7 protein-coding genes are annotated in these 14,566 nt (G+C 71.9%); 6 read left to right on the top strand and 1 reads right to left on the bottom strand.

What is annotated here, in order from left to right; translation table 11 throughout:
- The first annotated feature begins 1 nt into the window (after window position 1).
- The 5 genes from ODJ79_RS08825 to ODJ79_RS08845 all read left to right on the top strand — a co-directional run bounded on the left by ODJ79_RS08825 (window position 2) and on the right by ODJ79_RS08845 (window position 10,366).
- Window positions 2-424: a hypothetical protein gene (locus tag ODJ79_RS08825; RefSeq protein WP_263022842.1), complete on the top strand. Its 423-nt coding sequence runs from the start codon at window positions 2-4 to the stop codon at window positions 422-424.
- Complete coding sequence (locus tag ODJ79_RS08830; protein ID WP_263022843.1) at window positions 424-4,077, top strand: NB-ARC domain-containing protein; 3,654 nt, start codon at window positions 424-426, stop codon at window positions 4,075-4,077. Before ODJ79_RS08825 ends, ODJ79_RS08830 begins: the two co-directional genes overlap by 1 nt.
- Before the next feature lie 12 nt (window positions 4,078-4,089).
- Window positions 4,090-4,719: a hypothetical protein gene (locus ODJ79_RS08835; protein ID WP_263022844.1), complete on the top strand. Its 630-nt coding sequence runs from the start codon at window positions 4,090-4,092 to the stop codon at window positions 4,717-4,719.
- A 121-nt stretch (window positions 4,720-4,840) separates the two neighbouring features.
- Complete coding sequence (locus tag ODJ79_RS08840; RefSeq protein WP_263022845.1) at window positions 4,841-6,106, top strand: EAL domain-containing protein; 1,266 nt, start codon at window positions 4,841-4,843, stop codon at window positions 6,104-6,106.
- Window positions 6,107-6,163: 57 nt separating this feature from the next.
- Window positions 6,164-10,366 (top strand): lectin-like domain-containing protein, encoded by a 4,203-nt coding sequence (locus ODJ79_RS08845; protein ID WP_263022846.1) that lies wholly within the window; start codon window positions 6,164-6,166, stop codon window positions 10,364-10,366.
- A gap of 47 nt (window positions 10,367-10,413) precedes the next feature.
- Here the strand turns inward: ODJ79_RS08845 and ODJ79_RS08850 are convergent, their stop codons facing one another.
- Complete coding sequence (locus ODJ79_RS08850) at window positions 10,414-11,367, bottom strand: beta-ketoacyl-ACP synthase 3 (RefSeq protein ID WP_263022847.1); 954 nt, start codon at window positions 11,365-11,367, stop codon at window positions 10,414-10,416.
- Window positions 11,368-11,795: 428 nt separating this feature from the next.
- On the opposite strand from ODJ79_RS08850, the gene ODJ79_RS08855 reads away from it, so the two are divergent.
- Window positions 11,796-14,480 carry a transglycosylase domain-containing protein gene (locus ODJ79_RS08855; RefSeq protein ID WP_263022848.1) on the top strand — a complete coding sequence of 895 codons (2,685 nt, stop codon included), beginning with the start codon at window positions 11,796-11,798 and terminating at the stop codon, window positions 14,478-14,480.
- Window positions 14,481-14,566: the final 86 nt, after the last annotated feature.

Consider the following 14,566-nt stretch of genomic DNA (forward strand, 5'->3'; position numbering starts at 1 on the left):
CGTGATCTCGGAGACGCTCATGGCGGTGGTGGCCGCCGGTGGTTCGGCCCTTGTCGGCGCGGCGGCCACCGATGCCTGGCAATCGGCCCGCGGCGGACTGGTGCGGCTGTTCGCCAAGGCCGGCCGGCGCGAGGAGACGGCGGCGCGATGGACCGATGAGATGGCCGCCGAGCTGGAGGCGTCCCCGCCGGCCGAGCGCGCGGTCGCCGAGCAGCGTTGGGTGCAGACCTGGCAGCAGCGGCTGCACGACCTGGTCGAGGAAGATCCGCAGATCGGGGACGAGCTGCGGGAGTGGGCCGAGGCGGTCCGCGCCCAACTGCCCGCGGAGCGGCAGAGCTGGGTGAACACCTTCATCGCCGCCGACCACGCCCGGCAGTACAACGCTCCCGGCGGTTCCATCACGGTGCACCACCACCCCGACTGATGGGCGGCCCGGCCGAGGTGTTCCAGGCGTCGCAGCAGGCGGCGCAGTACAACGCGCCCGGCGGGTCGATCACGGTCAACCAGTTCGCGACCCCGCCGGCCGGGACCCGGCGGCCGTGGCTGGCGCCCCCGCTGACCGACCACCTGATCGCGCGCCCCGATGTCACGGACCGTCTGCTCCGGCTGGTCTGCGCCGACGCCGACGAGCCGGTCGGCATAACCGGTGTGCACGGCACGGGCGGCTTCGGCAAGACGACCCTCGCGAAGTGGCTGTGCCACCAGCCCGAGACGCGGCGGCGTTTCCCCGGCGGCCTGCTCTGGGTCACGCTCGGCGAGCACGTGGCCGGGGCCGAGCTCGCCGCCAAGGTGAACGACCTGGCCGAGCAGCTCAGCGGCAGCCGCCCGGCCTTCACCGACCCGCTGCAGGCCGGCTTCCGGCTCGGCGAGATCCTCGACGCCGCCGGCGGGCCGGTGCTGCTGGTCGTCGACGACGCCTGGACCGACCAGCAGCTGGAGCCGTTCCGGTGCGGCGGCCGAGGGTGCCGACGCCTGCTCACCACCCGGACCCGGCGGCTGCTGGACCCGCGCCACAGTGTGCCCCTCGACCAGATGACCGCGGCGCAGTCGGCCGCGCTGCTGACCCGGGACGTGACCGGAGCGCCGGCCGCGCCGGTCGCGCGGGTGGTGGCGGCCACCGGCGGGTGGCCGGTGTTGCTGGCCCTGGCGAACCGCGCCCTGGTGCGCTCGATCGACTACGGCGCGTCGGCCGGGCAGGCGCTGGCGGAGATCGCGGACCGGCTCGACGAGGACGGTCCGGCCACCTTCGATGTGGACAACGCGCACCACCGTGGCCGGGCGGTCGCGGCCACCGTACGCGCCGGCCTTGATCTTCTGTCGCCGGATCGGGTGGACCGGTTCTTCGAGCTGGCGGTCTTCCCCGAGGACGCCGACATCCCGCTGGCCGCACTGGAACTGCTGTGGGGCGCCACGGCCGGTCTCCACCCCGGCCGGGTCCGCGGCGTCTGCGAGTCGCTCGCCGACCTCGCCCTGGTCCAGGAATACCGTCGCTCGGCGGAGACCGTACGCCTGCACGACGTGATCCGCTCCTACCTGATCCACGCGGCCGGCGACCACCGGCTCGTCGAGCTGAACAAGGGGCTGCTGGACGCCGCCGCCGGGGTGGCGCCCACGGTGGACGGCCGGCCGGCGTGGTGGCAGCTGCCGGCCCGGCACGACTACCTGATCCGCAACCTCACCGGCCACCTTGCCGGTGCCGGGCGGCACGACGAGCTGGCCGCCACGGTCACCGACCCGCGCTGGATCCTGTCCCGCCTGCGCCGGCACGGTCCGGCCGGTGCCGAGGCCGACCTCACCGCGGCGCACACCGACCTCGCGAGCCTGCTCGGCCGCAAGATCCGCCAGAACGCCCACCTGCTGGCGCCGACCGCACCCGAGCACGCGCTGGGCGCCATCCTGCACAGCCGGCTCGGCGCCCTCGCCGCGACACCCGATCCGCCGACGCCCCGGCTGACCAACCGATGGCCACTGCCCGACCTGCCACACCCGGCCCTGCTGCGGACCTTCATCGGGCACACCGACCGGGTCGCGGTCACCGTGGTCGCACCCGACGGCACCTGGGTCGCGACCGGCGGCGGTGACCACACCGTCCGCGTCTGGGACCCCGCCACCGGGGCGTGCCGGCACACCCTGTCCGGCCACCACAGCGAGGTCACCAGCCTCGCCGTACCGGCACATGGCGGCTGGCTGGCCACCGGCAGCGCCGACCACGACGTGTCCGTCTGGGACCCGGCGACCGGAGCCCGGCTCGCGACGCTCACCGGCCACACCGCCCCGGTGATCGCCCTGGCGACGCCGGCGTCGGGCGCCTGGCTCGCCAGCGCCGGCCACGACCGGACCGTACGGCTGTGGGATCCGCTGACCGGTGAGTGCCGCGCCACGCTGACCGGCCACACCGACCGGCTCACCGCGCTCGCCGCCGCACCGGGCGGGGAGTACCTCGCCACCGCCGGGCAGGACTGCAGCGTACGACTGTGGGACCCGATCACCGCGCGATGCCGGCACGTCCTCGAGGGCCATGACAACTGGATCGCATCCGTCGCCGTCGCCGCCGACGGCTCCTGGCTGGCGACCGGCAGCGGAGACAGCACGGTCCGGCTCTGGGATCCGGAAAGCGGGGAGTGTCTGCGTACGCTTCGCGGGCACAACGGCATCGTCTGCGCCCTGGCTGCCCCCGCGGACGGCGACTGGCTCGCCAGCGCCAGTCACGACAACACGATCCGGGTCTGGGACCCGGCCACCGGCGCGTGCCGGCGGGTGCTGGCCGGCCACACCGACTGGGTCGTGGGCCTCGCCGCGGTCCCCGGCGGCGCTCCGCGGATCGCCACCGCGGGTCACGACCGCACGGTGCGTATCTGGGATCCGCTCACCGGCACCTGCGAAGGCGTCTATGTCGGTCACACCGACCGGGTCACCACGGTGGTGCCGGCGCCGAGCGGGCAGTGGCTGGCCACGGCGGCGGACGACCACACCGTCCGCACCTGGAGCAACGCCGCCACCGGGCCCGACCTGACCCGTGCCGGGCACACCGCACGCATCGTGGCGCTGGCCGCCGTGCCGTCCGGGGAGTGGGTGGCCACCGCGAGCCAGGACCACAGCCTCCGGATCTGGGACGCCGCGTCCGGAGCGTGCCGACGCGTCATCGTCGGCCACAGCAACCCGGTGACCGGACTGATCGTGTCACCCGACGGCACCTGGGTGGCGTCCAGCAGCGACAGCCATACCCGCGTCTTCGACCCGCACAGCGGCGACCGCAGGCACACGCTGATCGGTCACTCCGAGCCGGTCCGGGCGATGGCCGTCGCCCCGGACGGAAGCTGGCTCGCCACCGGGGGAGCGGACGGCGCCGTCCGCGTCTGGGATCCGGCCACCGGCGAGTGCCGCCACGTGCTCACCGGCCCGCACGGCGGGGTGGGCCGGCTCACCGGCCCGCACGGCGGGGTGGGCCGGCTCATCGTCGACCCGCTGGGGCAGTGGCTGGCCGCGGGCACGGTCGAGGGAAGGGTGTCGATCTGGGATCCGGTGACCGGGCGGCGGCTCCGCGAGCTGGACGGCCACGAGAACTGGATCGGACCCGCCATGGCAGCCCCGGACGGCACCTGGCTCGCGACGGCGTGCGGAGATTTCACCGTACGGGTATGGGATCCGCGGGCCGGCGTCGCCCGCCACAAGTTCGACTGGTATCAGGGCTGGATCAGCGCCCTCGCGGCCGCGCCGGACGGCAGCTGGCTCGCGGCGGCCTGCCCGCAGGGGCCGCTTCGGCTGTGGGACCTGACCACCGGAACCCGCCGGTACGACGTCGCCGGGCACCCCTGGCCGATCGTGGCCCTGGCGGCCGCCCCGCACGGCGACTGGCTCGCGGCGGCCGGCCGGGACGGCACTATCACCGTGTGGCGGCCGGACGACCCGGACCCGGTCGCGGCCATGCGCGTCGACGCCACCCTCACGACCGGTATCGCCCTGCCCGACGGCACCGGCATCACGGTCGGCAGCACCGGCGGCGCGGTCTACACCTTCGACCTCGCCGGGCAGTTCCCTGGCGCCGACCGACAACCGGAAACTCATCCAAGTTACTGATACCTTCCTCCGGTGCGTACACGCAGGCGCCTCGCCTTGGTTGCGGCCGCGTTGATCCCCCTGGTCGTCGCCGGCGTGCTGACCGACATTTCCGGGGCGCTCGCCCCGCGGCTGACCGCCGAGCCCGGCTGGAGCGGCTGGTACGTCTACGGAGACGCCACGAACCCGCTGGTCGAGAAGGAGTCCATGACCAACCGGCGGCCCGCGGCGCAGACCGAGCACGTCGCGCAGCGATTCGTCGTGTCCAACGAGAACTGGATGCCGCTGACCATCGTCGGGGTGGAGGTGGACCGGCCGGGCCTGCGGGTCGAACGGGTCACCGTCGGCAACACGTACTTCGACAGAGCCCTGCAGATGGTGCGTGCCGGAGGCGAGCCGCTGACCCCGGACCGCCCTTATGAACTGGCGCCGGGCGCGAGTCTGACGATCGCGATCTACTACCACGTCACCGACTGTCGCGCGGTGCCCGCCTCGGCCCAGCCGATTCCGGTACGGATCCGCCGCGCGACCGGGCTCCACACGATCGAGGTCTCGCTGTACCCGCTGCGGCCGTTCCCGACCGGCGGCTGGCAGATCAGCATGACGAAGGACCGGGATGCCGTGCCGTGGCAGCGGTTCCTCGCCGACCACGTCTGCCGATGACGAATCCTCCCATCAAGAGCATTCTCGGATAATCCGGGCAGCGGTAGCCGCCGGCCATCGCCGTCCTCAGGTCCGGGTGGCGGTTGCCGATACCTATCGCAACCGCAGCGGAGGTAATCGGATGCCCATGCCCCACGAACCGGTTCCGCTGAGCCGCGCGGAGCCGCCCGAGGCCACCAGGTCGCGGGAGCTCGCGATGGAGGAGCGGCACCTGGCGGAGCTGCTCCGGACCGCACGGCAGGGCCTCGGGCTCAGCGTCGCGTTCCTGAGCCGGATCGACGACACCCATCAGCGCATCGAGTTCATGGACTCGGAGCTGCCGATGCCCGTGCGTGACGACGTCGAGGGCGGCGGCCGGATTCTGCCCCTCGAGAAGACGTTCTGCAAGGCCATCATGGACGGCAAGCTACCGGCGGTGATCCCCGACATGCGGGCGTACCCGGAGGCGATGGAGTTGCCGCCCGCGCGCGTCGCCCATGTCCGAAGCTACGTGTCGGTGCCGGTGGTGCTGAGCGACGGCTCGCTCTACGGCACGTTCTGTGCCGCCGGGTACGCACCGAACGCCGACCTGACCGAGCGCGATCTGGCGCTGATGAACGTGCTTGCCCGCGCCGCCTCGGCGATCATCGAACCCTGGGTGCGGAACAAGCAACGCCTCGGGGAGGTCGAGCGCCGGATCCTGCCGGTGATCGAGCGTGGGGGGCCGACCGTGCTGCTGCAGCCGATCGTCGCTCTCCGTTCCCGGCGTCGCCTTGGTGCGGAGGCGCTCAGCCGATTCCCGCAGGAGTGGCAGCGGCCGCCTGATGTGTGCTTCGCGGACGCGCACGCGATCGGTGAGGGCCACCGCCTCGAGGTGTTGGCGCTGCAGCGCGCGGCCGATCAGCTGGGTCAGATTTCCGGGTACATGGCGATGAACGTGTCGCCCGCGACCCTGCTCACCTCGCCGTGCATCGACTTCCTGGACCGGCTGCCGCTGGACCGGATCGTCCTGGAACTGTCGGAACACGACCCGGTCGAGGACTACGACGCCGTCAAGGCCGCCCTCGCACCGCTGCGGGCCCGCGGCATGCGCCTGGCCATCGACGATGTCGGCGCCGGGTTCTCGTCACTGCGGCACATCGTGCTCACCGCCCCCGACGTCATCAAGCTCGACCGCAGCATCGTGTCCGGAATCGCGGAAAGCTCGGTCCTGAGCGTGGTCACTCGCGCGCTCGTCGAGCTCGCCCGTGCCATCGGGGCGTGCGTCGTGGCCGAGGGCGTGGAGACCGAGGCCGACGCCGTCGTGCTCGAAGGGCTCGACGTTGACCTCGGACAGGGCTGGCACTTCGACCGCGCGACGACCGCGAGCCGCCTGCGCGACCACTACCGCCTCCGCGTCGCGGTCTGACGGCACTCTCGGCCGGCGCCGTCGACGCCCGGGGGGAGGAGCCCTTAGGCTCGTGGGATGGGGGCTCCTCGGTGGGACAACGACGTCACCGCCTCGCAGGACAACCTGCGCACCGGCTGGGATCGGGGTGAGCCGGCGCTCGCGCCGAGCACGATCACGAGCACCACCTTCGGCCAGCTGTTCGCGACCAAGGTCCAGGGCCAGGTGTACGCGCAGCCGCTCGTCATCGGCGGCACCGTTGTCGTCGGTACCGAGGACAACTACGTCTACGGCCTGGACGCGGTGACCGGGGCGGTGAGATGGCAGCGCAACCTGGGGCCGGCCTGGCCGGCCAGCGCCATCGGCTGCGCAGACATCGCGCCCAACATCGGCAACACCGCGACCGGCGTCTACGACGCGGCGACCGGCCACGTCTACCTGACCACGAAGGTCAACGACGGACCCGACGTGCTGCACCCCAACTGGTACCTCCACGCGGTCGAGGCCGGATCCGGGGCGGAGCGGGCCGGCTGGCCGGTGCGGATCGTCGGTACGCCGTCCAACGACCCGGCTCACCCGTTCCAGCCGTACGACGTGAACCAGCGGCCCGGATTGTTGTTGCTGGACGGCAGCGTCTACCTGGCGTTCGGCTCGATGTGCGACCACGGCCACTACGTCGGTTGGGTGGCCGGCGTGAAGACCAGCACCGGGGCGATCAGCATGTGGTCCGACGAGGTCGGCGCCACCAGCAGCGAGGCCGGCATCTGGCAGGCGGGCGGTGGCCTTGTCTCGGACGGTCCCGGCCGCATCTTCCTGACCACCGGCAATGGTGTGACCGCCCCGGACGGTCCCGGCAACAACCCGCCACAGCAGCTGTCCGAGTCCGTGGTACGGCTCGGCGTCGCGGCCGACGGCACCATCTCCGCGAAGGACTTCTTCAGCCCGGCGAACGCCGCCCAGCTCGACCGCAACGACCAGGACCTCGGCTCGGGCGGCCCGGTCGCGCTGCCCGCGCCGTACTTCGGCACCGCGACCACGCCGAACCTGATGGTGCAGATCGGCAAGGACGGCCGGTTGTTCCTCCTCGACCGGGACCGCCTCGGCGGGAAGAACCAGAAGGCCGGTGGCGGCGACGACGTGCTCCGAGTGGCCGGCCCGTACCTCGGCGTCTGGGGACATCCCGCGGTGTACGGCGGCGAGGGCGGTTACGTCTACGTCGTGCAGAACAGCGGCAGCATGCTGGCCTTCAAGTACGGCGTCGACGGAGCGAACAGGCCGACGTTGTCCCTTGCCGGCAACACCTCGGAAAGCTTCGGGTACAGCTCCGGATCACCGATCGTCACCTCGGACGGCACCACGCCGGGCACTGCCGTGGTGTGGGTGACCAATGTGGACGGCTCGTCCGGCGCGAACGGGCGGCTGTGCGCCTACGACGCCGTACCGGCGAACGGTCACCTCACGCTCCTGCGCTCCTTCCCGATCGGGACCGGCGCGAAGTTCACCACACCGGCCTCGGCCGACGGGCGGGTCTACACCGGGACGCGCGACGGGTTCGTCTACGGCTTCGGGCAACCCACCACCGCCGCGCTGCAGACCACCCAGACGCCCTTCGGCGACGTGCTCGTCTCGCAGACCGGCACGGCCACGGTGACCGCGACCGCCACCCGCACCGTCACCGTCACCGCCGTCAGCACCACCGGGCCGCCGTTCGGGGCGACCCCACCGGCGCTTCCGGTCACCCTGACCGCCGGCCAGACGATCTCCGTTCCGGTCTCGTTCGCACCCACCTCGCCGGGTTCGTTCACCGGCGCGCTGCGGTTCGCCATCATCGAGGCCGGCGTCAGCCAGACGCTCGGGGCCGGCCTGCAGGGCAACGCCATCAAGCCCGGCCTGACCGCCACGCCGGCGACCCTGGACTTCGGCGACATCGCCGTGGGCACCGAAAAGTACCTGACGGTCAATGTCACCAACACCGGCACGACGGACGAGACCGTCACCGCGGTGACCGGCCCGGCGGCGCCGTTCACCGTCACCGGGCTGCCCGCCGTCGGCACGGTCCTGCGGCCTGGGCAGTCCGTCGGCGGGTCGGTGACCTACCGCCCCGAAGCGGCCGGCGCCGACACGTCGTCGATCACGATCACCGGTCCGCAGGGCGACGCCACCGCCCGGCTGATCGGCACCGGCGCCGTCGGCCTCGCCCAGCTCACCATCACGCCGGAGTCGCTCAGCTTCGGGGCCGTGCCGGTCGGTGGATCCGCCACCAAGACGCTGGTCGTGGCGAGCACCGGCAACCTGCCGGTCACCATCACCAAGGCGGCGCCACCGGCACTGCCGTTCGTCGTGAACACGCCACTGCCCGAGGGACTGGTCCTCAACCCCGGGGACACCGCGCATGTCGAGGTCACCTTCGCCCCGTCCGGCTCCGGCAGCTTCAGCAACACGTACGTGATCAGCTCGGATGACGGCCACGGGGCGCACGACATCCCGGTCATCGGCACCGCCGCGGGCCTGCCCGGCGGAACGCCGTTGCCGCCGATCACCCAGGGCGGCTGGTTCGTCAACGGGTCCGCCCGGATCTCCGGCACCGACGTGGTCCTCACCCCGAACGCGGCGGGTCTGGCCGGATCGGCGGTGTACTCGACGCCGGTGCCCAGCGACGGCCTGACCGCATCGTTCACCGCCCAGATCGGCGGCGGGTCGGGCGGCGACGGCATGACCTTCGCCCTGCTCTCCGCGTCCGGCAACAACAGCCGCAGTCTGGGCGGCGGCGGTGGCGGCCTCGGCGTCGCCGGCCTACCGGGCGTCGCCGTCGTCCTTGACACGTTCCGCAACGGAGCGGATCCGTCGAACAACTTCTTGGGCATCAGCACCGGCGCCACCGGCGGGGCGCTGACCTACGTCGCCACCACGACGAACATCCCGAACCTGCGCAGCGGCCCGCACGGCGTCACCGTGACCGTCTCCGGCACGACGATCACCGTCTTCCTCGACGGTGCGCAGCGGCTGTCGGTCACCGTGCCCGGCCTCGCGCCGGCCGTCCTGCCGGCCTTCACCGGCGGCACCGGCACGGCCACCGACCGGCACGAGGCGCGGGACATCTCGATCAGCTCCGGCGGCACCGAGCTGCCCCCGCCGGGAACCGGCTGGCGGTTCAACGGCTCGGCCGACGTCGCCGGATCCCAGGTGGTCCTCACCCCGGCGGCGACGTCGCGGGCCGGCACGGCCCTGTACACCGACCCCATCGCCACCGACGGGCTGACCGCCTCCTTCACCCTGTCCATGGGTGGGGGAACCGGCGCCGACGGCGCCGCACTCGTCCTGTTGGACCCCGCGAAAGCGAGCCCGACCAGTGTGGGCGGGGTCGGCGGCGGCCTCGGCTTCGCCGGATTGGCCGGGGCGGCCGTGTCGTTCGTGACCTACCCGCACGACTTGGTGGGCATCGAGACCGGTACCGCCGGTGGCGCCCCCTCGTTCCTGGCGTCCACCACCGATGTACCGGACCTGCGGGCAAGCAGCCACGACGTGGTGGTCTCGGTCAGCGGCACCACGATCGGCATCGCCATCGACGGAACGGACGTGCTGAGCACGGCGGTTCCGGCGCTCGAGCCGACCGCGCTCGTCGGCTTCTCGGCCGGAACAGGCGCCCTGACCGACGTCCACGCGATCACCGACGCCCAAGTGCTCAGCGGCCGCACCGCCGTGCCGGCGCCCGGCACCGGCTGGTCGCTGAACGGGTCGACGACGCTGTCCGGCGGCACGGTGCAGCTGACCGCCGCGGTCGCCGGCCAGGCCGGTACGGCCATCTACGCCACGCCGGTGCCGACCGCCCATCTGCAGGCGAACTTCACCATCGCGATCGGCGGCGGCACCGGCGCGGACGGCCTCACCTTCCTGCTGCTCGATCCGGCTCACCACACCCCGTCCTCGGTCGGCCGCAACGGCGCCGGTCTGGGCTTCGCCGGGCTCACCGGCGTGGCGGTCGCCTTCGTCACGTACGCCCAGAGCGGCGTCGCGTCGAACAACTTCGCCGGCATCCAGACCGGCACCGCCACCGGCGCGGCCTTCGTCACCACCTCCACCGCGGTACCGAACCTACGCAGCGGAACCCACGAGGTGAGCGTGGCCGTCGCCGGCGGCGTCCTCGTGGTAACCATCGACGGGTCGGCGTTGTTCACCACCCCGGTCGCCGGGATTCCGGCGTCCGCCCTGGTCGGGTTCTCCGGTGCCACCGGCGGGCTCACCGACGTCCACGCCGTGAGCGGCCTGCACCTCGCGTACTAATTAGCGACCGGGAGAAACGAGGGCGCACCCCGCCGTCAGTGTGGAGGTCAGGGCAGGGTGACGACCTGAGCCGCGTACGAGAGGCCGGCGCCGAAGCCCACGAGCAGTGCGGGACCCGTCGTGTCGGCCATGGCCGCCATCGCCTGGGGGATGGAGGCCGCGCCGGTGTTGCCGTTGGTGATGACGTCGGTGGCCACCCGCACGTGCGGGCCGAGCCCCAGGGCCTTGGCGGCGACCGAGGTGATGCGCAGGTTGGCCTGGTGGGGGATGAAGGCCGCAAGGTCGGCGGCGGAGATGCCCGCCGCCTCCAGCGCGCGCCGGGCCAGGTCGGGAATGATGGCGGTCGCCCAGCGGAAGACCTCGGGGCCGGCCATGCGCAGAATGCCCGCCTCGTCGTACCGCAGCACCTCGCTCCGGGAGCCGTCGGCGCCCCACACCACCGGGCCGATGCCGCACGTCTGCGCCGGACCGACGACCACCGCGCCGGCGCCGTCGCCGAAGAGGAACGCCGTGCCGCGGTCGCGCTCGTCGATGATGTCGGTCATCCGCTCGGCGCCGACCAGGACCACGTAGCCGGCCGCGCCGCTGCGGACGAGCGCGTCGGCGGTCGCAAGCGCGTACGGGAATCCGGCGCACGCCGCTCCCAGATCCATCGCGGCGGCCGCGGTGGCGCCCAGTGCGTCGGCCACCAGGGGTGCCGCGGTCGTCGCGCGGCCGCGGTGGGACATCGTCGCCACCAGGACGGCCGAGACCTCGCGCGGATCGACGCCGGCGCCGGCCAGGGCCTTGGAGGCGGCCGCCGCGCCCATCGTGACCAGGTCCTCGTCGGGTGCGGCGCGCCGGCGCGACTCGATGCCGCAGCGGCGGCGGATCCAGTCGTCGCTCGAGTCGATCAGGGCGGCGATCGTCTCGTTGCCCACCTCGGTGCGTGGGCGGTACGTGGCGACGCTCAGGATGCGCGACCCGGGGTGACCGGCGCGGCGCTGCAAAGGGTTGGCCATGGCCAACAATCCAAGCATGCCCGACTGGGTGCCCTCGGTTTGCTTAGTTCCTCGCCGGTAACCAAGGGTCGTCGCGGTGCGGACGCACTCGAATATCGGCGCCAATGATTCGTGAACGACGATGGCCTTTTGAATTGGCTGGCGTCCTCTTTGGTGCGGCAATTAGGAAATGAACGACGAGGATTGTCATTTGCGAATGGTGGGGATAACTTTCCGTCGCGGCGTCCTAGCGGTTCGTGAAGTTTTCTCGGTATTGCCACGAAAGTGTGTCCTTCGCACGTCTTCAGTAGCAGCGCAACTCGGCGCGCCAGAGGCGGCGAAGGGACGTGATGATGCCAGAAGCCGACGTCATCTCACCAAACCGGCATCGAAGGCAGCCCAGACTGCCACGCTGGTGGCTGTGGTTGCCGCGGTGGTGCCGCCGGACGGTGGCGGCCTTCGTGGTGGTGACGGTGGCCCTGGTGATCGCCGCTTCCGGCTACGTCGCGAGCGTGGACCTGCCACCGGAGCCGGAGCCGCCGCAGGCGTCGGTGCTCTACTACCGCGACGGCCGCACGGTGCTCGCCCGGGTCGGGCTCACCGACCGCACCGACGTCACCCTGGACAGGGTGCCCGAGCCGGTCCGGCGGGCGTTCCTGGCGGCCGAGGACCGGGGCTTCTACCACCACTTCGGCATTTCGATGCGGGGCCTGGTGCGCGCGTTGTGGACGAACGTCGTGCACGACGGTGCGGAGGGCGCATCCACCATCACTCAGCAGTACGTCCGCAACGCCTACCTCACGCAGGATCGCACGATCAGCCGCAAAACCAAGGAGGCGGCGCTTGCGCTGAAGGTCGAGCACCGTTACAGCAAGGATGAGATCCTCGAGCGCTACCTCAACACCATCTACTTCGGCCGGGGCGCCTACGGCATCGAGGCGGCGGCCCGCGCGTTCTTCGGGACGTCGGTCGACCGGTTGAACGCCGCGCAGGGCGCCGTGCTCGCGGCGATCGTGAAGGACCCGACCCGCGGCGACCCGGCGGTCGATCCCGCCTGGGCGAAGGAGCGGTGGACGTGGATCATGCGGGCGATGAGCGAGCAGGGCTGGCTCCCCGACGGGTCCGCCGAGCAGACGCCGTACCCGCACGTGGCCCCGGAGAACGTCACCACCAGCACGGTCAGCGGCCCGGCCGGTTTGATCACCGACCGGGTCGAGGATGAGCTCGTCAAAGGGGGGATCAGCCGTCAGCAGTTCCGCACCGGGGGTCTGCACATCACGACCACCGTCGACGCCACCGCGCAGGCGGCCGCCACGACCAGCATCAGCGCGGCGCTCAAGGGCCAGCCGAAGGAACTGCGGACCGCGTTGGCGGCCATCGACCCGGCCGACGGCGGGGTGCGTGCCTACTACGGCGGCGATCGCGGGCGCGGCTACTTCGACGACGCGATCGCCGCACGCCCGCCCGCCTCGACCTTCAAGCCGTTGGTTCTCGCGGCCGCCGAGGAACGCGACATCAGTTTTCAGTCGCTCTACAACGGCACCTCGCCGCGCCTGTTCCAGGACCGTGACGGCGCACCCCTGTACAACCAGCACAACCTGCAGTGCCCGATCTGCCCGCTCGACACCGCGATGGTGTATTCGCTGAACACGCCCTACTACGCGCTCACCGAGCAGATCGGCCCGGACGCCGTGCGCGATCTCGCGTACCGGCTCGGCGTACCGGAGAAGTACGGCAGCCAGCGGACGTTGGTCGACCTCAAGGGCGAGCCGAAGCCCGGACACACCCGGTCCGACATCGCACTCGGCCGCTACCCGGTCGCCCCGTCGGACATGGCGACCGTGTACGCCACCCTGGCCGGCGGCGGAATCCGCACGGTCCGGCACTTTGTCCAGTCGGTCACCACGGCCGCCGGCACCGTCCTGTACCGGCCGAAGAAGTCGTCCGAGCGGGTCATGCCGAGCGGCGTGGCCGCGGACCTACAGACCGTGCTGGCGAAGGTGGTGGAGCACGACGGCGCGATTCCCGGCCTGCAAGCGGCCGCGAAGACCGGCTCGCAGCAGTGGTCGGACACCGATGACTCCTCCGACGCCTGGACGGCCGGATGGGCGCCGGGACTGGCCGCGGTGACCTGGGTGGGCAGGGAGAAGCCGGGACCGATCCGGACCAAGGACGGCAAGGCGATCAACGGGGACGGCCTGCCGTACCAGATCTGGCGGAAGTTCTTGGCCGGCGCGCTGCAAGGCCGGCCCACGGGTCCCATGGCGGCGGCCGCGATGGTCGGACGACGCAACGGTGACGACCTGAAAACCCTCGGTCCCGAGGTCAAGACGGCGCTGGGTAGAGGGCCCGGCGTCGTCTTCCTGGGACCGCAGAAGGGCGAGAAGGTCGACAAGAGTCTGGCGACCGGTTCCTGGGACGAGCGGGTCAACCGGCTGACGACAGCCCTCGACAAGTACGCGGGCGAGGTCCCGGACTTCGCCGTCTCCGTCGTCGACCGCAAGACCGGGCACAAGTACGACTACCACGGCGACCGACCCTACGAGGCGGCGAGCATCATCAAGGTCGAGCTGCTGGCGGCCTTGCTGTTGCGGGCGCAGGACGGCCACCGCAAGCTCACCGCGACCGAGCAGTCCCGCGCGGCCAAGATGATCCGAGCCAGCGACAACGAGACGGCGAAGCAGATCTACAACGCGGTCGGCGGTGTCGGGAACTTCCGGGCGGCCCTGCGACGGCTCGGCCTCGACGACACGGAGCCGTCGTCGTCGTCCGGCCTGAGCAAGACCACGGCGAACGACCAGGTCCGGATGATCGCCGCGCTCACCGCCTCCACCAGCCCGCTCACCAAGGACTCGCGGGACTACATCCTCGGGCTCATGTCCTCGGTCAACGCGGACCAGACGTGGGGCGTCAGCGCGGCGGCGTTCGACGGCGAGCGGACGTCGCTCAAGAACGGCTGGCTGGCCCGGCCGACCGAGCAGAACCATTGGATCGTCAACAGCACCGGATGGATCTCCGGAGACAAGACCGACGTGGCCATCTCGGTGCTCTCGCACGGGCATGCCAGCAGGGAGGATGGCATCGCGGCCGCCGAGAACATCGCCGCCCTGACGCGCAGCTACCTGGGCTGGTGACGCCCCGGTCAGGGACGGCCTGCACTGTCATGAGCGTCGATGGAGTTGGCCTTACATTACCCGTCGGTAACAACCGTGCGACGATC

Source organism: Actinoplanes sp. KI2 (genome assembly GCF_025630775.1).
In the GTDB taxonomy this organism is placed as follows: domain Bacteria; phylum Actinomycetota; class Actinomycetes; order Mycobacteriales; family Micromonosporaceae; genus Actinoplanes.